General features: G+C 67.8%; 23 protein-coding genes. 12 read left to right on the top strand and 11 right to left on the bottom strand.

The window, feature by feature from the left end; genetic code table 11:
• Nucleotides 1–80: 80 nt before the first annotated feature.
• From NBRGI_RS31565 to NBRGI_RS31555, 3 genes are all read right to left on the bottom strand, one after another.
• Nucleotides 81–959 (bottom strand): carbohydrate ABC transporter permease, encoded by an 879-nt coding sequence (locus NBRGI_RS31565; protein ID WP_029900837.1) that lies wholly within the window; start codon nucleotides 957–959, stop codon nucleotides 81–83.
• Nucleotides 959–1,891, bottom strand: coding sequence for a carbohydrate ABC transporter permease (locus NBRGI_RS31560; RefSeq protein ID WP_036561662.1), 933 nt, complete (start codon nucleotides 1,889–1,891; stop codon nucleotides 959–961). The genes NBRGI_RS31565 and NBRGI_RS31560 overlap by 1 nt, the downstream gene beginning before the upstream one ends.
• Before the next feature lie 135 nt (nucleotides 1,892–2,026).
• On the bottom strand, nucleotides 2,027–3,328 hold the full coding sequence (locus NBRGI_RS31555; RefSeq protein WP_029900835.1) for an ABC transporter substrate-binding protein: 1,302 nt from the start codon (nucleotides 3,326–3,328) through the stop codon (nucleotides 2,027–2,029).
• 143 nt (nucleotides 3,329–3,471) lie between these two features.
• Between NBRGI_RS31555 and NBRGI_RS31550 the strand changes: the two genes are divergently transcribed.
• Entirely contained in the window at nucleotides 3,472–4,338 is an 867-nt protein-coding gene (locus NBRGI_RS31550; protein ID WP_200882252.1) for a DUF2786 domain-containing protein, read from the top strand.
• A gap of 291 nt (nucleotides 4,339–4,629) precedes the next feature.
• The gene (locus NBRGI_RS31545) at nucleotides 4,630–5,142 is read left to right on the top strand and encodes a TIGR04338 family metallohydrolase (RefSeq protein ID WP_029900833.1); all 513 of its coding nucleotides are present in this window, start codon (nucleotides 4,630–4,632) and stop codon (nucleotides 5,140–5,142) included.
• A 254-nt stretch (nucleotides 5,143–5,396) separates the two neighbouring features.
• On the opposite strand, the gene NBRGI_RS31540 is transcribed toward NBRGI_RS31545, so the two are convergent.
• Complete coding sequence (locus tag NBRGI_RS31540) at nucleotides 5,397–6,374, bottom strand: o-succinylbenzoate synthase (RefSeq protein ID WP_029900832.1); 978 nt, start codon at nucleotides 6,372–6,374, stop codon at nucleotides 5,397–5,399.
• Nucleotides 6,375–6,464: 90 nt separating this feature from the next.
• On the opposite strand from NBRGI_RS31540, the gene NBRGI_RS31535 reads away from it, so the two are divergent.
• The gene (locus NBRGI_RS31535) at nucleotides 6,465–6,836 is read left to right on the top strand and encodes a hypothetical protein (protein ID WP_029900831.1); all 372 of its coding nucleotides are present in this window, start codon (nucleotides 6,465–6,467) and stop codon (nucleotides 6,834–6,836) included.
• 7 nt (nucleotides 6,837–6,843) lie between these two features.
• Here NBRGI_RS31535 and NBRGI_RS31530 read toward each other — a convergent pair whose 3' ends face one another.
• From NBRGI_RS31530 to NBRGI_RS31520, 3 genes are read right to left on the bottom strand one after another with little or no spacing between them, the layout of a single operon-like run.
• Nucleotides 6,844–7,149, bottom strand: a complete 306-nt coding sequence (locus tag NBRGI_RS31530) for a hypothetical protein (protein WP_148311014.1) — start codon at nucleotides 7,147–7,149, stop codon at nucleotides 6,844–6,846.
• A gap of 50 nt (nucleotides 7,150–7,199) precedes the next feature.
• Nucleotides 7,200–7,577, bottom strand: a complete 378-nt coding sequence (locus NBRGI_RS31525; protein WP_029900829.1) for a TIGR03618 family F420-dependent PPOX class oxidoreductase — start codon at nucleotides 7,575–7,577, stop codon at nucleotides 7,200–7,202.
• Nucleotides 7,574–8,164, bottom strand: coding sequence for a dihydrofolate reductase family protein (locus NBRGI_RS31520; protein WP_029900828.1), 591 nt, complete (start codon nucleotides 8,162–8,164; stop codon nucleotides 7,574–7,576). Before NBRGI_RS31520 ends, NBRGI_RS31525 begins: the two co-directional genes overlap by 4 nt.
• Before the next feature lie 89 nt (nucleotides 8,165–8,253).
• On the opposite strand from NBRGI_RS31520, the gene NBRGI_RS31515 reads away from it, so the two are divergent.
• Entirely contained in the window at nucleotides 8,254–8,706 is a 453-nt protein-coding gene (locus tag NBRGI_RS31515) for a winged helix-turn-helix transcriptional regulator (protein ID WP_029900827.1), read from the top strand.
• Nucleotides 8,707–8,750: 44 nt separating this feature from the next.
• Nucleotides 8,751–9,089 (top strand): hypothetical protein, encoded by a 339-nt coding sequence (locus tag NBRGI_RS31510; protein WP_148311013.1) that lies wholly within the window; start codon nucleotides 8,751–8,753, stop codon nucleotides 9,087–9,089.
• Between the two features lie 34 nt (nucleotides 9,090–9,123).
• On the opposite strand, the gene NBRGI_RS31505 is transcribed toward NBRGI_RS31510, so the two are convergent.
• Nucleotides 9,124–10,293: a thiolase family protein gene (locus NBRGI_RS31505; RefSeq protein WP_029900825.1), complete on the bottom strand. Its 1,170-nt coding sequence runs from the start codon at nucleotides 10,291–10,293 to the stop codon at nucleotides 9,124–9,126.
• Nucleotides 10,294–10,393: 100 nt separating this feature from the next.
• On the opposite strand from NBRGI_RS31505, the gene NBRGI_RS31500 reads away from it, so the two are divergent.
• The gene (locus tag NBRGI_RS31500) at nucleotides 10,394–10,918 is read left to right on the top strand and encodes a winged helix-turn-helix transcriptional regulator (protein ID WP_081878312.1); all 525 of its coding nucleotides are present in this window, start codon (nucleotides 10,394–10,396) and stop codon (nucleotides 10,916–10,918) included.
• Nucleotides 10,919–11,310: 392 nt separating this feature from the next.
• Here NBRGI_RS31500 and NBRGI_RS31495 read toward each other — a convergent pair whose 3' ends face one another.
• Nucleotides 11,311–12,393: an ABC transporter ATP-binding protein gene (locus tag NBRGI_RS31495; protein WP_029900823.1), complete on the bottom strand. Its 1,083-nt coding sequence runs from the start codon at nucleotides 12,391–12,393 to the stop codon at nucleotides 11,311–11,313.
• A gap of 598 nt (nucleotides 12,394–12,991) precedes the next feature.
• Between NBRGI_RS31495 and NBRGI_RS31485 the strand changes: the two genes are divergently transcribed.
• The 4 genes from NBRGI_RS31485 to NBRGI_RS31470 all read left to right on the top strand — a co-directional run bounded on the left by NBRGI_RS31485 (nucleotide 12,992) and on the right by NBRGI_RS31470 (nucleotide 16,937).
• Nucleotides 12,992–13,786 (top strand): LLM class F420-dependent oxidoreductase, encoded by a 795-nt coding sequence (locus tag NBRGI_RS31485; RefSeq protein ID WP_029900822.1) that lies wholly within the window; start codon nucleotides 12,992–12,994, stop codon nucleotides 13,784–13,786.
• Between the two features lie 170 nt (nucleotides 13,787–13,956).
• On the top strand, nucleotides 13,957–15,753 hold the full coding sequence (locus NBRGI_RS31480) for an ABC transporter substrate-binding protein/permease (RefSeq protein ID WP_029900821.1): 1,797 nt from the start codon (nucleotides 13,957–13,959) through the stop codon (nucleotides 15,751–15,753).
• 4 nt (nucleotides 15,754–15,757) lie between these two features.
• The gene (locus NBRGI_RS31475; RefSeq protein WP_029900820.1) at nucleotides 15,758–16,483 is read left to right on the top strand and encodes an amino acid ABC transporter ATP-binding protein; all 726 of its coding nucleotides are present in this window, start codon (nucleotides 15,758–15,760) and stop codon (nucleotides 16,481–16,483) included.
• Nucleotides 16,484–16,640: 157 nt separating this feature from the next.
• Nucleotides 16,641–16,937 (top strand): hypothetical protein, encoded by a 297-nt coding sequence (locus tag NBRGI_RS31470; RefSeq protein WP_029900819.1) that lies wholly within the window; start codon nucleotides 16,641–16,643, stop codon nucleotides 16,935–16,937.
• Nucleotides 16,938–17,022: 85 nt separating this feature from the next.
• Here the strand turns inward: NBRGI_RS31470 and NBRGI_RS47750 are convergent, their stop codons facing one another.
• The gene (locus NBRGI_RS47750; protein WP_148311012.1) at nucleotides 17,023–17,307 is read right to left on the bottom strand and encodes a hypothetical protein; all 285 of its coding nucleotides are present in this window, start codon (nucleotides 17,305–17,307) and stop codon (nucleotides 17,023–17,025) included.
• A 94-nt stretch (nucleotides 17,308–17,401) separates the two neighbouring features.
• Entirely contained in the window at nucleotides 17,402–18,175 is a 774-nt protein-coding gene (locus NBRGI_RS31460; RefSeq protein WP_029900817.1) for an AAA family ATPase, read from the bottom strand.
• A 124-nt stretch (nucleotides 18,176–18,299) separates the two neighbouring features.
• On the opposite strand from NBRGI_RS31460, the gene NBRGI_RS31455 reads away from it, so the two are divergent.
• Nucleotides 18,300–19,139 (top strand): alpha/beta fold hydrolase, encoded by an 840-nt coding sequence (locus NBRGI_RS31455; RefSeq protein ID WP_029900816.1) that lies wholly within the window; start codon nucleotides 18,300–18,302, stop codon nucleotides 19,137–19,139.
• 128 nt (nucleotides 19,140–19,267) lie between these two features.
• Complete coding sequence (locus tag NBRGI_RS31450; RefSeq protein ID WP_148311011.1) at nucleotides 19,268–19,555, top strand: hypothetical protein; 288 nt, start codon at nucleotides 19,268–19,270, stop codon at nucleotides 19,553–19,555.

Below are 19,555 nucleotides of genomic sequence, written 5' to 3'. Positions count from 1 at the left end.
GTGCCCCCACGGCCCGACTGTACTCGTGCCGTGGGTGACCCGCGATGCTATCACCGGGCCGTTGCGGCGCAGCGGGATTCTCAGCTCTTGACGCCACCGGCGGTGAGGCCGGAGATGATCCGGCGCTGGAACAGCAGCACCATGAGCACCAGCGGAATGGACACCATGGTGCCCGCCGCCATGATCGCCGCGTAGGGCTCCACCAGCGGGTTGTTACCGGAGAACCGGGCGACCGCGACGGTCACCGGCTCGGTCTTGTCCGAGGAGAGCAGCCGGGCCAGCAGGTATTCGTTGACCGCCGCGATGAACGCGAGGATCGCGGTGGTGAACACCGCGGGCGCGGCCAGCGGCAGCATCACCAGGCGGAAGGCCTGCATCTTCGTCGCGCCGTCGATCCGCGCGGCTTCTTCGAGCTCCCACGGCAATTCGGTGAAGAAGGAGGCCAGGATGTAGACGGTCATCGGCAGCACGAACGAGATGTTCGGGATGATCATCGCCTGGTATTCGCCGATCCAGCCGATGTTGGTGAACAGCTGGAACAGCGGGGTCACCAGCACCACCACCGGAAACATCGACGCGCTCAGGATCAGGCCCGACACCAGGTACTTGCCGCGGAAGGTGAGCCGCGCCAGCGCGTACGCCGCCATTACGCCGATCAGCAGCGCGATCACCGTGGTGATCGAGCCGATGACCACGCTGTTGATCAACGCCCGGCCGAAGTTGTTGCCGCGGCTGGTGTCGAAGGCGTTGCGGAAGTTCTCCAGCGTGACATGCGTGGGCCACGGGGTGCTGTCGAACGTGTAGTCCGGATCGCGGAACGCGGTCACGGCCATCCAGTAGAACGGCCCGAGCCCCCACACCAGCACGATGAACACACCGGCGTAGAGCCGCACCGACTTGAGCCGGTGGGTCCACGGAACCGATTGCGCGGCAGGCTTTGCCGAAGTCTGTACGGACATCAGTGCGCCTCCCGCTGTTCCTCTTGGGTCCGGACGGCGTTGGCGCCCAAGACCTTCACCAGCACGAAGGCCACCGCGAAGATCAGCAGGAAGGTGATCGTCGACAGCGCGGCCGCGCTGTTGGGGCCCTGCCGCACCTGGTCGACCACCAGGATCGACACCACCCGGGTGGACGGGTTGTTGAGCGTCATGATCGCGGGCAGGTCGTACATGCGCAGCGCGTCCATGGTGCGGAACAGCACCGCGACGAGCAGGGCCGGGCGCAGCAGCGGCAAGGTGATCTGGGTGAAGCGCTGCCAGGCGGTCGCGCCGTCGACCCGGGCCGCCTCGTACACGTCGGCCGGGATCACCTGCAGGCCCGCCAGCAGCAGCAGCGCCATGAACGGCGTCGTCTTCCACACGTCGGCGGCGATGACGGCGAACCGCGCGGCCCAGGCGTCGGAGGTCCACAGGATATGGGTGCCGAACACCCGGTTCACCACGCCGTCGTACTGGAACATGAACTCCCACAGCCGCGCCGTGACCGCGGTGGGGATCGCCCACGGGATCAGCACCGCGGCGCGCAGCAGGGCGCGGCCGCGGAACGTCTTGCCCATCACCATGGCGAAGCCGAGGCCGAGCGTGGCCTCCAGCGTCACCGTGATCACCGTGAAGAACAGCGTGACGCCGATGGCCAGCCAGAACTGCGACCCGAGGTTGCCGGTGGGACAGCTGACCGTCTCACCGCCCGCCTGGCACTGTTGCAGCAGCCAGTGCGTGTAGTTCGAGAAGCCGGCGCTGCCACCCTCGGTGAACATGCCCGTCGCCGGGTCCAGCCCCGAATCCTTCTGGAACGACATCCACAGCGCGCGCACCACCGGATAACCGATGACCACCGCCAGCGCCAGCAGTACCGGCGAGACGAACAGCCAGGCTTTACCGGAGCGCCGCATTTCCAATGCCAGGGTTTCGCCGAGGCCACGCTTGCGTGGCAGGAAATCCTCACTCGACACAGTGCTGGCCGCTCCCGAAGGATCCGACACCGTTTCTCTCTCCTACGGGTCTCGTCGGGTCCGTTGCGCTTCCGCCTACGATCCCGCGGTCTCGATGCCCTTCTGCATGCCGGTGATCGCGTCGTCGACCGACTTGGTCTGCTTCAGCGCAGCATAGGCGTTTTCCTGGATGGCCTTCGACACCGCGGGATAGAACGGCGTGACCGGGCGCGGCACCGCGCTGGCGATGGAATCCTTGAGTGCGGGCAGGTACGGCATCTTCGCGATCAGGGCCGGATCGTCGTACATCGACGCGCGCACCGAGGGCAGCGCGCCGGAGGCGACGATGTGCTGGGCGTCCTCGCTGATCAGGAAGCGCAGGAAGTCGAGCGCGGTGGCCTTGTTCTTGGAGTAGGCGCTGATCGCCGCGTTGTAACCGCCGAGCGTGGACGCGCCGACGCCGTTCTCACCGGGCAGCGGGGCGACCGCGAACTTGTCCTTCACCGCGGACGATTCGCCGCCGACGTCACCGTAGGTGGACGGCCACGAACGCAGGAACATGAGCTTGCCCTGCGCGAAGGCGTTGCTGCTCTCCGGCTCCTTGAAGGAGATGGCCTCCGGCGGGATGTCGCCGTTCTTGTAGGCGTCGACCAGCACCTCGAGGCCGGCCCGGGACTGCGGGCTGTTCACCGTCGGGGTCTTGCCGTCGGCGCCGACGAAGCTGCCGCCGTAGGCGTTGATCACCTCGGCGGTGTTCACCGTCAGGCCCTCGTACGGCGCGAACTGACCGGCGTAGCAGCCGATGTTCTGCTCCTTGGCCAGCGGGCACTGGGCGAGCAGCTCGGTCCAGGTCTTGGGCGCGTTCGGCACCAGGTCCTTGCGGTAGAACAGCAAGCCGCCGTTGGTGTTTCGCGGGGCCGCGTACAGGGTGTTGTTGTAGGTGGCGCTGGCGACCGGCGGGGAGAGCAGCGCGGAGGTGTCGATGGCGAAGGCGTCCTTCAGCGGCTGGATCCAGCCCTTCGCGGCGAACTCGGCCGTCCACGGCACGTCGAGGGCGACCACGTCGTAGTTGGACTGCTTGGAGCGCATGTGCTCGACCAGGTCGTCGTACTGCTGCGAGGCGTCGTTCGACTGTTCCTTGAACGTCACCTGCTCGTCCGGGTGCGCGGCGTTCCAGCGCTCGATGAGCTGCTTGACCGCACCGGTCTCGGTGGTGTCCTTGCCCTCGACGTAGGTGATCGGGCCGCGCCCGGTGAGGTTCTGGCTGGTCGGGCTGCCGCCGCTGTCGCTGGAGCAGGCGCTGGTGAACGTCGCCGTCAGCAGCGCGACCGAGACAGCCGCGACCGCGGCCTTCGGTACGAGCGACGTACGTAGGGACGACACCTTTTTCACAGCCATCGCGGACACTCCAGATCGATCGTGAGCATTAGCACACCCTGCCGGTTGCACAACGCAAGATACATGGTGTGGGAGTTACTCGGGGGAATGTGGCGGGAAGTCCTCGCTACATCGCCGCGTCCCGCCGCCTAAGCTCGCAGGTGATGACATCGCCGAACCCGGTTCCCGAACGGATGCTGACACGCATCGGCGGACTGCTGCGCCAGGCCGAGTCCACCGACAACGAACACGAGGCCGAGGCGTTCCTCGCCGCCGCGCAACGCCTCGCGACCCGCTCGTCCATCGACCTGACGGTGGCGCGTGCGCATGTCGCGGGGCGCGAACGCAGGCCGACGCCGATCCAGCGGATGATCCCGATCGGCGAGCCGGGCAAGCGCGGATTGCGCACGTACGTGCAACTCTTCGTCGCGATCGCGTCCGCCAACGATGTGCGCTGCGATGTCGCTCGCACCTCGACCCAGGTGTACGCCTACGGTTTCGACTCCGATATCGATACCTGCGAGGCGTTGTACGCGAGTCTGCTCGTCCAGATGGTCCGCGCTTCGGATCAGTACATCAAATCGGGTCAGTACCGTTCGGCGACCGTGGACAAGGTGGTCACCGAAAAGCGCTGGGGCCGAAAGGTGCAACGCCGGGTGCAGGCGCCGGTCGCGGGCGTGACGGCGCGCTTGAATTTCCAGATGGCGTTCGCGGCGCGGATCGGGCAGCGGCTCGCCGCGGTGAAGGCCGAGGTCGAAGCCGAGGTGGTACCCGCCGACGCGCCCGCCACCGGCACCGCGCTCGCCTTGCGCAACAAAGAGATCGAGCTCACCGACTTCTACACCCGCACCTCCGAGGCCCGCGGCACCTGGCGTGGACCGCAGGCCTCGGCCGGGCATTCCGCGGCGGCGCGGCGTGCGGGGGACCGCGCGGGCAAAGCCGCCCGCTTGGGCGCCTCCCCCGAACTCGGCGCGGCGCGCGGACAATTGACCACGCGGAAGGCACGCGGCGCGGGCGACGGATCGGAGTGAGTGCGCCGCGGATTTCCCGCTCGGGTCGCGCATTCGGGTACGTCGGACGATGCTCGTGAGCGTGTGTCAGCTGAGTGACCTGAGCCACAGTGGGTTCGGGCGAAGGGCAGGACGGCCGCGGGCTCGAGGGACGGGCGGGCGGGTTCGTGGCCGAGTCGTCCGAGACCTGGGGACGAGTCGCACTGACTGGGCCGAATGCTTGTTCCGGCACAGGCGTTCGGCTCGGTCGTGGATGTCGGGTCAGCAGTTGTCTTCGTGCGCGGCTGCGACGTACTCGGCAGGAGATCTGTCGTGAGTGCGCGAGATACCCAGCGCGCCAAGGTGTACGACGCCGAGCAGCTGGTGCGCGGGGTCTTCGATCGCGCCGACGAGCACGGCAATCGCACCGTCGAACTCTACGGCTCGCACATCACCCTGCCGATCGAACGCCGTTTCGCCTCGGTGGATTCGGTGCAGACCTACGCGGACAAGGTGCTCGCACTGAATTGGGTTCGGGCACAGTGGGATCGCGCCGACGTACCGGTGCGGGTGCGCGCCAGGGCGGGCGCCACCGCCGCCCACTACGAGTCCGCCGACGCCGTGCTCGCCGTCCCGCTGCACACCGGCGGCACCGCCTGGGCACTCCGCGAACTGGTCGTCCTGCACGAACTCGCCCACCACCTGGAATCCGCGCCGGAAAAAGTCGCCCCCCACGGTCCCGAATTCTGCACCCGCTATCTGGAATTGACAGACGGCATCATCGGTCCCGAAGCAGCCCTGATCCTGCGCGCGACAATGCTGGGCTGCGGCGTACGCCTGGGTTGACCCAACCCCGTTGCGCCCCAGCGAGTGCGCCTTCCCGGCGCCCTGCCGTCCCGCGGCGCACCGTCCCGCGCGCGTTTCAGCGTCCCGCGCGCGTGTCGGTCGACTAACACGCGCGCGGGGTGACGAAAGGTGCGCGGCAGTGCTGGGTCAGTTCTGCGCGCCGCTGAGTCGGGGCACACCAGGGGCTTAGGCCGCGAACTATGCGGGAGGCCACGACTATTCAGGTAGCCGCCGCGACCGGGGGCGGTGGCGAATCAGGGTGCGGCTGGGATCAGTTGGAGGGTGCGCTCTAGGCGGTTCTCCCACCAGGTGACTCGTTCGGGGTCGCGTTGGCGGTATTGCTCGAGCAGGGCAGGGTCGGGTCGGGGGGCGGTTCGGGGGACGGGGAGGTAGCCCTCGGCAGGGCGTAGCGAATCACGCACTGTGTCGCCGGTGAGCAGGGACAACGTGCCCAGACCGCAGGCGAAGTCGAGTTCGGGGAGGGCGCCGGCGAGGGCTAGCTGGGCGGCCAGACCGACGCTGGTTTCCAGTGCCGAGGAGATCACGCAGGGTAATCCTGCGGCCTCGGCTACCCGCAGTGCGCGGCGGACCCCGCCCAGGGGAGTGCATTTGAGTACCGCGATATCGGCGGCGTCGGCGACCGCGACGCGCAGCGGGTCTTCCGCGCGCCGGATCGATTCGTCCGCGGCGATCCGGACGTCGACGCGGGCGCGCACCGCCGCCAACTCCTCGATCGTTCGGCACGGCTGCTCGACATACTCCAAACCGCCTGCGGCTCGGTCGATTCGGGTGATGTGCGCGACCGCGGTTTCGACATCCCACACCGCGTTGGCGTCGACCCGGATCGCCCCGGCCGGACCCAGGGCGTCGCGCACAGCCTCGACTCGGGCGAGATCTTCGCTCAGCGAATCGGGATGGTCCGCGATTTTCACCTTCGCCGTGCCGCAGCCCGATCCTGCGACGATCGCGTGCGCGCGCTCCGCGTCCACCGCGGGCACCGTGCAGTTGATCGGGATCCGGTCGCGGACCGGTTCCGGCCATCCGGTGCTCACCTGCTCGAGCGCCGTCGCCAGCCACCCGGCCGCTTCCCGGTCGTCGTATTCGACGAACGGACAGAACTCGCCCCAGCCGAGCGGTCCGCGGATCAGCATCCCTTCGCGCACCGTGATACCGCGGAATCGGGTGCGCATCGGTATGGCGTAGACGAAGCTCTCCAGCACTTGATCGCTCATCGCCGCCAGCGTAACCGGCACGGAATCCCCTCATCCGGCCTGAGTAGTTTTGCGGTGCTCGCCATCGGTCGCGCCCACGATGCTGAAGGCATGACCTACTACCCGGCCGCTTATCAGTCGGCCCAGCCGCAGCAGCGGACCTGGGACGTGATCCTGACCGTCGTCCTCTATTGCGCCGCCGCGGTGCTCGGCCTGCTCGCCGCCTACTGCACCGTCTTCTTCGCCTTCGCCGCCGACGCGTGCGGATCCGGTCGCGATTGCCGCGACGAATATCTGAGCGCGGCTTTCGGCGTCTCCTGGGGCGGTACCGCTCTCGCCCTCGCCGGCTCCTTCGTCATGATCATCATCGCCGCCGTGAAGCGCTGGCTGATGTGGTACTGGCCGGTCCTGGCCATGGTCCTGATCGTGGCCTCGTTCTTCAGCGGCGCGGCCCTGGCCAACGAGGTCTACAACACTGCGTGACGCCCGCTCACGCGACCAATCCGGCTGCCGCCCCGGCGAATACCACCACCGGCACCGCGACGATCCGCCACGACCACTGCCGCTGCCTGCCCACCACGTACAGCGTCTTGATCGCCCAGATCAGCTGGCAGACACCCAGCAGCACCCCGCCGAGCACGATCCCGACCAGCTGATCTGGATCGGTCAACGCGCCGGCGAACGGAACTCGCCCGAGCCGGACACACAACAGAATCGCCACGCCGAGCACGGTGCCTGCCAGCACCACGGCACCCGGCGCAGTGGCCAGATCTTCCCCATCGGACGCGACTGTCATCACGCCATCCTGCTGCACCACGGCCGAACTCTCAACGGTGCCAACCGCTCTCACCCGGCGCGCTGGTGGTCGGGTTCGATCAGGGCGACGACGCGGTCGAGTTCGCGGGAGTAGGGCTGGCCGGTGTATTCGATCGCGAGCCGGTCGATAATCGCCCAGGCGGCGTCGCCGTCGAGCCATTCGACGACCCGGCCGCGCAGGATCACCGGGTGAAAGAGGTTGTCGGCGGGGGTCATCGACAATGCGACCCGGGGGTCGCGGCGCAGGTTGCGGGCCTTGCGCGAGTCCGGGCCGGTGAAGAAGACGACGTGGTCGCCCTCGGTGCCGACGTAGACGGGCACGGCGTGGGGCGAGCCGTCGGGCAGCAGGGTGGCCAGGTGCGCGTGCGGGGCACTGTCGAGTACCTGGCGGACGGCGGGGTCGATCATCGCTGGACCTCGTAGTGCAGGTGGGTGACGCCGGGGGCGGGGACGGCTTCGATCAGCCGCAGCCGCACGTGCTCCGGGAGCGACTGGAAGAACGGCCGACCGCCGCCGAGCAGGATCGGAACCTGGTGCAGGAGCACCTCGTCGACGAGCCCGGCCTGCAACGCCGCGGCCAGCACACCACCGCCCATCAGCCCGACATCACCGTCCCCGGCCGCTTCGCGGGCCGCCGCGATCGCGTCTTCGATCCCGGTCGTGACCAGGATCTGCTGTGCGCTGACCGGCACCGGACGATGGCTGAGCACCACCAGCCGGGCGTTCGGATGCGGACTGCCGCCGTTGAATCGTTCCGAGTCCTCGTAGGTGTTGCGGCCGGCGACGATCGCGCCCACGCGCCCGCCCGCGGCGTCGAAGACCCGGGCGCTCGGCGCGCTCAGCTTGAAACCGTCGAACACCGCGCTGGGTGTGTCGCCGTCGAAGTACCAGTCGAAGAGCATCCCGCCGTCGCCGAGTCCGTGCCCGGCTCGGGGGTCGCGCCCGGTGATGTATCCGTCGACGGATACCGAATGAGCGCTGATGACCTTGCTCATCGCCGCTTCCTTTCTGAGTTCCTTCAGGAGACTCCAGAACCGTAGCAGTCTGAGTTCCTTAAGGGAACCCCAATTGGTAGACTGCTTTCATGCAGCGGACGAACTTCGGTGAGATGGCCTGTTCCATCGCGCGCACCCTCGATGTCATCGGCGAGGCATGGTCACCGCTGATCCTGCGCGACGTGTTCGTCGGCATGACGCGCTTCGATCAGCTCCAAGCCGATCTCGGTGTCTCCCGCAAGGTGCTCACCGAACGCCTGAACCACCTGGTCGAGCACGGCGTTCTCGAGCGCAAGCCCTACGACCAGCGCCCCCGCTACGAATACGTACTGACCCAGCAGGGCATCGAACTGTTCGAGGTGCTCATGGTCATGAAGGGCTGGGGCGACAAATGGCGCGCGGGGGCCGCCGGGCCGCCGGTCCTCTACCGCCATCACGCGTGCGGTGAGATCAGCAATGTGGAGCTCCGCTGCGACCACTGCGGTGAACCCATGCGCGCCACCGACATCGACCTGCTGCCCGGGCCCGGTGCGGCAACCTGAGGATCACGCGTTTGGTGCGGCCACGTTGCGGGCAGGAATGAGGGGTGAGTTCGCAATTGCGGGGGTGGGGAGCGGACATCGCGCGGGCAGTGCTCGGGTCGGTGTTCGTGATCGGTTTTGCCTGGGTGGTGGCGGCATTCGTGTCGGTCTACGACGTGGTGGCGTGGGAGGACGCCGACGGCGGGGCGCGGCGCTATCTGGCGGTCGCGCAGTTCGTCGCGTTCGCCGGGATCGTCGTCGCGGTGCTCTGGGCGGTGCTGCTGATGGTGGGAAAGGTCCGGGCCCGCAGGCCCGTCGGGTGGACCCCGGTGGTGGCGGTGCCGGTGATCATCGGCGCGTGGGTGGCCGGACTGTTGGTCGCGATCGTGCTGGTGGCGGTATGACGGTGCCCACCCCGCGAGGTGGGCACCGCTGCGCTCAGAGCCGCTCGAGGATCATCGCGTTGGACAAACCGCCTGCCTCGCACATGGTTTGCAGGCCGTAGCGGGCGCCGCGTTCCTGCATCGCGTGGACCAGGGTGGTGGCCAGGCGGGCGCCGGAGGCGCCGAGCGGATGGCCGATGGCGATCGCGCCGCCGTGCACGTTGACCTTGGCGAGGTCGGCGCCGGTCTCCTGCGCCCAGGCCAGCACGACGGGCGAGAAGGCCTCGTTGACCTCGAACAGGTCGATGTCGGAGAGCTGGAGTCCGGCTCGTTGCAACACCTTTCGAGTCGACGGGATGACGGCGGTGAGCATCAGCAGCGGATCGTCGCCTGCCACCGCGAAGCTGTGCAGCCGTGCCAGCGGACGCAGGCCCAGCTGCTTCGCGCGCTCGCTGGTCATGATGAGCACCGCGGCACTGCCGTCGCTGACCTGGCTCGCGGACGCCGCGGTGACCTCCCAGCCGATCTGCGGGAAGCGGGCGGACATGGCCTCGTCGTAGAACGCGGGACGCAGCTTGGCGAGGGTGTCGAGGGTGCTGCCGACCCGGATGCCCTCGTCGGTGTACAGCCCGTTGAGTGGCGCGAGTTCGCGCGTGAACAGGCCGTTCTTCGTTGCCAGGGCGGCCTTTTCGTGACTGCCGATGGCGAATTCGTCGAGCTGCGTGCGGTTCAGGCCCCATTTGGCGGCGATCAGTTCGGCGCTGATCCCTTGCGGTACCAGCCCTTCCGGGTAGCGCTCGGCGAAGCCGACGCCCGAGACATCGTCGGAGCCGACGAGGTTGGCGCCCATGGGAACTCGGCCCATCGATTCGACGCCGGCGGCGACGACGATGTCGTACGCCCCGGCGAGCACGCCCTGCGCGGCGAAGTGGATCGCCTGCTGACTGCTGCCGCACTGCCGGTCCACCGTGGTGGCGGCGACGGATTCGGGGTAGCCGGCGGCGAGCGCGGCCCGCCGGGTCATGTTCATGCCCTGCTCGCCGACCTGGGTGACGATGCCGCCGATCACGTCATCGATGAGTACCGGGTCGACGCCGCTGCGGCTGACCACCTCGCGCAGGCTGTGCGCGAGCAGGTCCACCGCGTTGACCTCGTGCAACGCACCGTTCGGCTTGCCCTTGCCGATCGGGGTGCGTACCGCTTCGACGATCACCGCGTCTCTCATGGTGCAACCTTTCCGGACCGAGAACCCGGCGACCATGCCTGGCTCTATCAACACATAGTCAGGTTACACCTGGCAATAGTTGAGGCAAGTCAGCTCGGCTATGATGTCGGTCATGGCAGCAGTGATGGAAGGCCCGTTGGCCGATCTGAGCGCGTGGCAGACGACGGACTGCTCGATCGCCAAGGCGATGGATTTGGTCGGCACCCGCTCGGCCGTCCTGATTCTGCGCGAGGCGTACTACGGCACCACCCGATTCGACGGCTTCGCGCAGCGCGTCGGCATCACCGACGCGGCCGCGGCGAGCCAGCTCCGCAAACTCACCGCGGCGGGCCTGCTCACCAAGCAGCCCTACCAGGAGCAGGGCAAACGCACCCGCCACGAATACGTGCTGACCGCGATGGGCCGCGACCTGCTCCCCGCCGTCCTCGCGCTGATGCAGTGGGGCGACGCGTATCTGCAGCCCGGTCCCGCGCCGCTGCTCCTGGTCGAAGAGGCCACGGGCGCACCCGTGCGCGTACAGGTCCGCAGTGAATCCGGCCGCGAGATCGCACTCGAAGAACTCGGCGTCCGCTTGAACGACGACTACCTCGCCGCCAAACGGCCCAAGCGCACCCCGAAACCCTGAAGCCCCAACCCCTCCGACCCTGCCGCACCCTTTCCGTCTTCCCACACCCCGTTCGTCTTCCCACCACGCCAGAGCGGGTGTGCGAACGCAGAAGTGGTGCGGGAAACGATCATGCGTGCCGCACACCGCTCCTGCGCCACTGCCGTTCTGACGTGTCCGCCCGCGGCATCAGCCTCAACCCGCGGCATCAGCCTCAACCCGCGGCATCAGCTTCGGCCCGCGCCGTCGGCCTCGGCCCGCGGTATCAGCCCCCAGCCTCGAACCTGGCTGGGCCTCTTGCGGATTCGGCGCCGGGATTGCTCGGCGCCGGGCGTCTGGCCCACGGCCTGACGCCTCGCTGATCCGGTCTGCTGCCGCCGCGCCGATCTGCCGGTGCGGCGGCACCACCGGACTCAGTTCAGTCGACGCCCATCGGTCGCCGAGAAGAAGTACGTGTGCACCGGGTCGGTGGACAGCCGGACCCGGGTGCCCTTCGACGGCGGGTTACGCCAATCCGCGCGCGCCACAATGGTTTCCCCGGCGGCGTTGCCCTGCGAGGTGGTGCGGCCGTAGATGTAGGCGTCGGAGCCGAGTTCCTCGACCACGTCGACCTCCATCTCGATACCGCCGCCCGCGCCGTTGAGTTCGAAGTGCTCGGGGCGGATGCCGACCGACACCGAACCCTCGGCCGCGTCCACCACCGAACGGGGCAGCGGCAGTTCATGGCCGCCGAGCGACACGGTCCCACCGGAGACCGGCAGCGTGAACAGGTTCATCGCGGGGGAGCCCATGAACCCGGCGACGAACACGTTGACCGGATCCTGGTACAGGTCGCGCGGGGTCGCGCACTGTTGCAGCAGACCGTCTTTCAGCACCGCGACGCGATCGCCCATGGTCATCGCCTCGACCTGGTCGTGCGTGACGTACACGGTGGTGGTGCCGAGCCGGCGCTGCAGCTGCGCGATCTGGGTGCGGGTCTGCACACGCAGTTTCGCGTCCAGGTTCGACAGCGGCTCGTCCATCAGGAACACCTGGGGCTGGCGCACGATGGCGCGGCCCATCGCGACGCGCTGGCGCTGACCACCGGACAGTGCCTTGGGCTTGCGGTCCAGGTACGGCTCCAGGTCGAGCAGCTGCGCCGCCTCGAGCACGCGCTTGTCCTTCTCCGCCTTGGCGACCTTGGCCAGTTTCAGTGCGAAGCCCATGTTCTCGGCGACGGTCATATGCGGGTAGAGCGCGTAGTTCTGGAACACCATCGCGATATCGCGTTCCTTGGGTTCGGCGTGCGTCACGTCGTTGGCGCCGATCAGGATGCGCCCGTCGCTCACGTCCTCCAAACCGGCGAGCATGCGCAGCGAGGTCGACTTGCCGCAACCGGAAGGGCCGACGAGGACCAGGAATTCACCGTCTTCGATCTCCAGGTTCAACTGGTCGACGGCGGGTTTGGTGGAGCCGGGGTACAGCCGCGTCGCGCGGTCGAAGGTCACTGTGGCCATGCGAAATCACTTCCCATCACCGGCAGGAACGTGCCGGACGATCCGAGTAAGGGTTGACCCGCGATATTACTGGTTCTGCGCGATTCCTGCTCGAAATGCTCGAGTTCGCGCGGAATCGATCGCTCGGCACCGGTGAGATCGATCGCTCGGCATCGGCCATCTCGGCCATGGACGCATCGAAACTCGTTGCGGCCCAACAGTTGACCGGCGGCATACACGGCTGTGGCGCATCGTCGCGCTGATCGTGCTGGGCCGCAACCTGACCGGGCACGCCGTGCTGATGGCCGCCGAGATCGTGCGCCCGCGCCCGCGGTTACGACATCCGGCGCTGAACCACCGTCTTTCCCCTGGGCAGGACCGCCGTCGCTGTCCACGGCCGCCGCCGTCGGTCTGCCTGCCTGCATCTCCTGGGGAACTCTTGCTGGTCGCGGCGGTGGGCGCCGGGTGCTGACCTGCGCACCGACCGCAGCACCGTCCAGCCGCATCGCGCCTGAACGCTGCGCCGGTCCGCCGGCCGCGGGTAGCCTCGGTCGGGGGACTTGCCGCCGACGTCGAGGAGGAGCGTTGTCATGAGTGAGCGAATCATCGGGGCGCACGGATGAACCGGCCGGTTCGGATCGCAGTCCAACTGAAGCCGCAGCACGCCCCGAAGTACGGACTCATCCGCGACGCCGTGCGCCGTGCCGAGGACGCGGGCGTCGACATCGTCTTCAACTGGGATCACTTCTATCCGCTCACCGGCGATCCCGAAGGCGCGCATTTCGAGTGCTGGACCATGCTCGGCGCGATCGCCGAGCAGACCGAACGGGTGGAGCTCGGCGCGCTGGTCACCGGCGGCGGCTACCGCAACCCGGATCTGCTCGCCGATATGGCGCGCACGGTGGACCACATCAGCGACGGCCGGCTCATCCTCGGCATCGGCGCGGGCTGGTTCCAGAAGGACTACGACCAATACGGCTACGACTTCGGCACGGCGGGCAGCAGGCTCGCGCTGTTGAAGGAGAACATGGCGCGGCTCACCGCCCGGCTGCGTGCGCTCAATCCGGCGCCGACCCGAGAGATCCCGATCCTCATCGGCGGCGGTGGCGAACGTAAGACGCTGCGCCTGGTCGCCGAGTACGCGCATATGTGGCACAGCTTCTCCGGTCTGGACGAACTCGCGCACAAGAACAAGGTGCTCGCCGAGCATTGCGGCGCCGTCGGCACCGACGACGCGCGGATCGAGCGCTCTGTGCAGTGGCCGGGGCTCGCGCAGGCGCCCGCCTTCGTCGCGGCGGGTGTGTCCACCTTCACTATCGGCGTCGACGGGCCCGACTACGACCTGAGCGAGGCCGAACGCGCGATCCGCTGGCGCGACGAGGTGAACCCGGAACAGGTCAGCGGGCTCGCCTGAACCGATTCCGCCCGGTCGGAGCCCGATTGCCGGTCCGGGACTGTCGTGGCGCGCCGGAATTCGGATCACGCTGATCCGAATCCGTGCGGTCCTGGTCCGACTTGTCCCGTTCCGGGCGCCGCCGGGGTAGCTGCGGGTTAGCAACCCGCGCGCCGCTAGGGTTGTCCATCATGGCTGGTCTGCCCGCTGTGCGGTCTCGTGCGTTGATCGCCGTGATATTGCTCGCCGTCGGTCTCGCGGCCACGGCGTGCGGTTCCGGCTCCGATGGTGCTTCCTCGGAGCGCAACCTGTGTTCCCCGCCCGGGGTGAGCGCGGCCTCGGCCGCGCCGACCAATCTGGCCTCGGCGCAGACCGCGGGCGCGGACAAATACACCACCGCGACCACCGCGCCGGTGTCCGCGATCGACGTCTCGAAGCTCGGCTTGATCACTCCGGGCAAGCTCAGCGTCGGCACGCTCTCCGACGCGCCGCCGAGCATCTGCGTCGACGGTAGCGGCGCCTTCACCGGCTTCGACAATGAACTGTTGCGTGCGATCGGCGCGAAACTCGGTCTGCAGGTGGAGTTCTCGGGCACCGAGTTCGTTGGTTTGCTGGCGCAGGTGGCGAGCGGACGCTTCGACGTCGGCTCGTCGAATATCACCACCACCGATGCCCGCAGGCAACTGGTCGGCTTCACCAACGGCTACGACTTCGGCTACTTCTCGCTGGTCGCGCCGGCCAACAGTGCGATCAAAGGGTTCTCGGACCTGAACCGCGGCACCAGGATCGCCGTCGTGCAGGGCACGGTGCAGGACGAGTTCGTGGTCAACACGCTGCACCTGGATCCGGTGAAGTTCCCCGACTACAACACAGCCTACGCGAATCTGAAGTCCGGTCAGGTCGACGCCTGGGTCGCGCCGTCGGCGCAGGCGGAGGGCGCGATCAAGCCCGGCGACGGAATGACGGTGTCGCAGAACACCTTCAGCCTGGACAACTTCGTCGGCTACGCGGTGGCCAAGAACAACCAGCCGCTGATCGACGCACTCAACAGCGGCCTCGACGCGGTGATCGCGGACGGCACCTACGCCAAGCTCTACCAGGATTGGGTGCCGCGCGAACTGCCGCCAGGCTGGCAGCCGGGCTCCAAAGCCGCGCCGCTGCCCCAACTTCCCGATTTCGCCGCCCTCGCCGCTCAGCAGAAGCCGGACGACACCGCGCAGAACGCGCCGAAATCCACACTGCAACAACTGAAGGACACGTTCTTCGACTGGTCGTTGTACCGCAAGGCTTTTCCCGACCTGTTCAAGACCGGTCTGCCGAATACCCTGATCCTGGCGGTGGTTTCGGGCGTGCTGGGCACCGTGCTCGGCATGCTGCTCGCGGTGGCGGGCATCTCCCGGACCCGATGGCTGCGCTGGCCCGCCCGGGTGTACACCGACATCTTCCGCGGCCTGCCCGCCGTGGTGATCATCCTGTTGATCGGCCTTGGCATCGGGCCGGTGGCGCGCAACGTGACCGGGAACAACCCGTACTGGCTCGGCGCCGTCGCGCTGGCCCTGTTGGCCTCGGCCTATATCGGAGAGATCTTCCGTTCCGGTATCCAGTCCGTCGAGGCCGGCCAGCTGGAGGCGGCCCGCGCCATCGGGTTCGGTTACCGGCAGGCGATGACGCTGGTGGTGATCCCCCAAGGCGTGCGCCGGGTGCTGCCCGCGCTGATGAACCAGTTCATCGCGCTGATCAAGGACTCGTCGCTGATCTATTTCCTCGGCCTGCTCGCCACCCAGCGTGAGCTGTTCGCGGTCGGCCGGGACCTGAACGCCCAGACCGGAAACCTTTCCCCGCTGGTCGCCGCGGGCCTGGTCTATCTGCTGCTCACCATCCCGCTCACGCACCTGGTGAACTACATCGACCGCCGGATGCGCACCGGCAGGCCGGACCGGCCGATCGACCCGGTCGAGACCGCCACGATCACGGAAGGGCGCGGTTAGACCCATGAGTGCTTCTCTCACCGGTACCGGACTGCATCTCACGCTCGGGCACAACCACGTGCTGCGCGGGATCGATATCCACGTCGACGCGGGCAAGACCACCACGGTCATCGGCCCGTCCGGCTCGGGCAAATCGACACTGCTGCGCGTGCTGAACCGGCTGCACGAGCCCGACCAGGGCGATGTGCTGCTCGACGGCGAGTCGGTGCTCACCGAGGACCCGGACAAGCTGCGCCAGCGCATCGGGATGGTGTTCCAGCACTTCAACCTGTTTCCGCACAAGAGCGTGGCCGACAATGTCGCGCTCGGCCCCCGCAAGCTGCGCGGGCTGTCCAAAGAGGCGGCCCGCGCGCTCGCGGTGGAACAGCTCGAGATCGTCGGGTTGTCCGACAAGGTCGACACGCGGCCGGCGAACCTGTCCGGCGGGCAGCAGCAGCGCGTCGCGATCGCCCGCGCGCTGGCGATGAAGCCGGAGGTGATGTTCTTCGACGAGGCCACCTCGGCGCTGGACCCCGAGCTGGTCAAGGGTGTGCTCGCGCTGATGGCCGACCTGGCCTCGGGCGGTATGTCGATGATCGTGGTGACCCACGAAATGGGCTTCGCCCGAACGGTTTCCGACAGCGTCGTGTTCATGGACGAAGGTCAGGTGGTGGAGACCGGGACGCCCGACGCGCTGTTCGACAACGCGCAGACGCCACGCTTACAGCGTTTTCTGTCGCAGGTGCTCTAACGTCTCCGATGCCGTGGCGTCCGCGTTCCTGCAGCGCGTCGGACGCCACGGTTCCGCGGGGGCCGGCGCACCCCCAGCAACCTTCATTGATGCGCACCTGTTAATGTGTTGGCGATCACAAGTTCCATCTGTCCAGGCTGGGAAAGAGGGAGAACTGATGACGACAGCGCATATGCAGCACACCGAGCACGATCATGCGCACGGCCCCGGTTGCGGGCACACCGCGGTCGAGCACGGCGACCACGTCGACTACGCGCACGACGGTCACCTGCATCGCGAACACGACGGCCACTACGACGAGTGCGAACCGTCAGGCCACACCGAGCACGCCGACCACACCCACGAGCACGGCGAAGGCTGCGGCCACGAGTCCGTCCAACACGGCGACCACGTCGATTACCTGCACGACGGCCACCGCCACGCCGCCCACAACGGCCACTACGACGAACACTGAGTTCGCCCGCCCGCGAACCGGCCGAGCCCGGTCCTCGCGGGCTCGGCCGAGCCGAGCTTCGGTTACAACGGCGAGGGTGCCCGGGTCACAGGTGGTACACCAGCAGTAGCCACAGGGTTGCGCTGGTCTTCGTCTCGTGTGGCACGCACATGGGTACGTTGCCGGGCCGGCGATAGGCCGCCGAGGCGGATCGGCAATCCCGTTCGGTATCGAAGGCGCGAACCACCCGATCCCGGTCGATATCGGCGGTGTTTTCGATGCGCACCGTTGTCCGCGCGGGTTCGCTCTCGTCCGGCGTTGCCAGCGCGGTAGAAACGGAAACGAGGGCAAGAAAACCGAGCGCTTTCGCGGCAACGATCTTTCGAACCATAGACATCCAACCCTCTGCGCCACCGTATCAAGCGGATCCTCGTTCCGCACAGCCGTTTTCCCGCCCTGCCGGTGACGGCGCCGCGCTCTTTCGGCTACCTGTCGTCGGGCAGCAGATGGCGCAGGAACTTTTCTGGGGCGGAGAGGAAGTCGCGGGTGAGGCGCACCGGGAGGGCGTCGTCGTAGTCCACTGTGCTGATCGTGCCGTCGTCGGAGATCTCGAGGATGGTCGCGCCGGGGAGTGCGAGCAGCACGGGAGAGTGGGTGGCCACGACGATCTGGCTGCCCTGTTCTGCTAGTTCTGCGAAACGCGCGAGCACCGCCATGCAGCCGCGAACCGAGAGCGCCGCCTCCGGCTCGTCCAGCAGATACAGCCCGCGCGGACCGAAGCGATGCATCACCAGGTCGACGAACGATTCTCCGTGAGAGCGCTCGTGCGGTGAGACGCCGCCGTAGGCGGGCAACAGGGGCGGACCGCCGCCGCGATCGAGTCGTTCGATCTCCGAAGCCACGTTGTAGTACGACTCCGCCCGCAGAAAGAAGCCCGTCTGCGGCTTGTGGATGCTTCGCTGCAGGACCAGCTGGTCACCCAGCGACGATTCGCTGGCGCGAGTGGCGAACCGGAAGTTTCGACTGCCGCCTTCCGGGTTGAATCCGGCCGCAACCGCGATCGCCTCGAGCAGAGTGGACTTGCCCGAACCGTTCTCGCCCGCCAGGAACGTGACTCCCGGCGGCAATGGCAAACCCTGGGACTCGGCCAGATACCGCACGGCCGGCAACGTGAACGGGTAGTCGTCGGTGACGGCGTCCGGGTGCAGCAGAACGCGTCGGATGAAGCCACCTCGCGATGCGAAACGGTCATTCGTCACCAGCGTCGTCCTTCGCGTCCGGTACCCACGACATCACCGTACGGTCCACGGAACTGTTCCACTACCGGGCCGCCGCGAGGCGCTGGGCTGCGGCGGAGTGGGGTGCAGGATCTAGAGTCGGGTGGTGATCGAGGCGACGGAGATTACTACGCGGGCGGGGACGTTCGATGCATTGACCTGCGGGGACGTGCGGGGACGGGAAGTCATGCTGTTGCACGGGTTTCCGGAGGGGGCCATCGAATGGGAGTTCCAGCTGCATACGCTCGGGGGTGGCGGGTGCTATGTGGTGGCACCGGACCAGCGGGGGTATTCCGCGGGGGTGCGGCCGCAACGACCGGCCGAGTACCGGGTCGAAGAGCTCGTCGGCGACGTGCTTGCGATCGCCGACGAATTGGGTTGGCAGCGTTTCGATCTGGTGGGCCACGACTGGGGCGGGTACGTCGGCTGGGCGGTGGCGGCGGAACATCCGGAGCGGGTGCGAACGTTCACCGCGGTCTCGCAACCGCATCCCGGCGCGCTGCTGAAGGCGATGAAAGAGGACGAGGACCAAGCGCTGCGGTCTCAATATGTCGCGCGGCTGCGCGAGCCGCGGACCGCGGAGCGCGCCTTGCTCGCCGACGGTGCCATCGGCCTGCGGCGGCTCTTCGAATGGAAGGTCCCGGAGGAGCGCGTCGACCACTACGTGGAGCGACTCAGTCAGCCGGAAGCACTGACGGCGGCGTTGAATTGGTATCGGGCCGCGCATTTGTCGGGCCGGGTGGGCGAGGTCACGGTGCCGACGCTGTACGTGTGGAGCACCGAGGACAGCGTCATCGGCTCCACCGCCGCGCTCGCCACGGAGAAATACGTCACCGGTCCCTATCGCTTCGAAATGCTCGAAGACGTCTCGCACTGGATCCCCGAGCAGGCCCCGGAAGACCTGGCCCGGTTGATCATGCGGCACCTGCTCGCCCATCGGTCCTGAGCCGGGACACCTTCGCCCGACAACCTTTTCGCGAGCACGTGCCCCGGTCGCCGGGGCGAGCCGGACGATTGTGTTAACGAATCGGTGACACGCCGATCCAAGGGGGCACGCCGCTCCGAATGCGGAGCATGCCCAACTCGAATACGCGCACTCTGCACGAACTGCCGCCGGCCGTCGCGGCGGTCGTCCGCGAAGTGGTGGCAACCGGCGCGGACGCCGTCGTCACCGACGGCGACACCGAGATCGCGGTGATCATGACGATGGCCGACTACGAACGGCTGCACCAGTACGCGGATCTGGCGGACGCGTCGCGGCCGGACTACGCGGGCGAGGTGCAGGCGATGTCCATCTCGCAGATGCTCGACGTGCTCGGCGTCGATCCGACGGTGGTCCGGACGGTCCGCGGCCGGACCTAG

It is taken from the genome of Nocardia brasiliensis IFM 10847 (genome assembly GCF_000710915.1).
Taxonomy (GTDB): domain Bacteria; phylum Actinomycetota; class Actinomycetes; order Mycobacteriales; family Mycobacteriaceae; genus Nocardia; species Nocardia brasiliensis_A.
This window is presented reverse-complemented; position numbering and strand designations above follow the sequence as displayed.

Excerpts from the sequence above, each read along its gene's own strand:
- NBRGI_RS31565 (WP_029900837.1), bottom strand. The coding sequence starts at position 959 with ATGTCCGTACAGACTTCGGCAAAGCCTGCCGCGCAATCGGTTCCGTGG.
- NBRGI_RS31475 (WP_029900820.1), top strand. The coding sequence starts at position 15,758 with ATGAGTGCTTCTCTCACCGGTACCGGACTGCATCTCACGCTCGGGCAC.
- NBRGI_RS31560 (WP_036561662.1), bottom strand. The coding sequence starts at position 1,891 with ATGCGGCGCTCCGGTAAAGCCTGGCTGTTCGTCTCGCCGGTACTGCTG.
- NBRGI_RS31495 (WP_029900823.1), bottom strand. The coding sequence starts at position 12,393 with ATGGCCACAGTGACCTTCGACCGCGCGACGCGGCTGTACCCCGGCTCC.
- NBRGI_RS31480 (WP_029900821.1), top strand. The coding sequence starts at position 13,957 with ATGGCTGGTCTGCCCGCTGTGCGGTCTCGTGCGTTGATCGCCGTGATA.
- NBRGI_RS31525 (WP_029900829.1), bottom strand. The coding sequence starts at position 7,577 with ATGATCGACCCCGCCGTCCGCCAGGTACTCGACAGTGCCCCGCACGCG.
- NBRGI_RS31500 (WP_081878312.1), top strand. The coding sequence starts at position 10,394 with ATGATGTCGGTCATGGCAGCAGTGATGGAAGGCCCGTTGGCCGATCTG.
- NBRGI_RS31485 (WP_029900822.1), top strand. The coding sequence starts at position 12,992 with ATGAACCGGCCGGTTCGGATCGCAGTCCAACTGAAGCCGCAGCACGCC.
- NBRGI_RS31520 (WP_029900828.1), bottom strand. The coding sequence starts at position 8,164 with ATGAGCAAGGTCATCAGCGCTCATTCGGTATCCGTCGACGGATACATC.
- NBRGI_RS31555 (WP_029900835.1), bottom strand. The coding sequence starts at position 3,328 with ATGGCTGTGAAAAAGGTGTCGTCCCTACGTACGTCGCTCGTACCGAAG.
- NBRGI_RS47750 (WP_148311012.1), bottom strand. The coding sequence starts at position 17,307 with ATGGTTCGAAAGATCGTTGCCGCGAAAGCGCTCGGTTTTCTTGCCCTC.
- NBRGI_RS31550 (WP_200882252.1), top strand. The coding sequence starts at position 3,472 with ATGACATCGCCGAACCCGGTTCCCGAACGGATGCTGACACGCATCGGC.
- NBRGI_RS31470 (WP_029900819.1), top strand. The coding sequence starts at position 16,641 with ATGACGACAGCGCATATGCAGCACACCGAGCACGATCATGCGCACGGC.
- NBRGI_RS31540 (WP_029900832.1), bottom strand. The coding sequence starts at position 6,374 with ATGAGCGATCAAGTGCTGGAGAGCTTCGTCTACGCCATACCGATGCGC.
- NBRGI_RS31450 (WP_148311011.1), top strand. The coding sequence starts at position 19,268 with ATGCCCAACTCGAATACGCGCACTCTGCACGAACTGCCGCCGGCCGTC.
- NBRGI_RS31515 (WP_029900827.1), top strand. The coding sequence starts at position 8,254 with ATGCAGCGGACGAACTTCGGTGAGATGGCCTGTTCCATCGCGCGCACC.
- NBRGI_RS31505 (WP_029900825.1), bottom strand. The coding sequence starts at position 10,293 with ATGAGAGACGCGGTGATCGTCGAAGCGGTACGCACCCCGATCGGCAAG.
- NBRGI_RS31535 (WP_029900831.1), top strand. The coding sequence starts at position 6,465 with ATGACCTACTACCCGGCCGCTTATCAGTCGGCCCAGCCGCAGCAGCGG.
- NBRGI_RS31530 (WP_148311014.1), bottom strand. The coding sequence starts at position 7,149 with ATGACAGTCGCGTCCGATGGGGAAGATCTGGCCACTGCGCCGGGTGCC.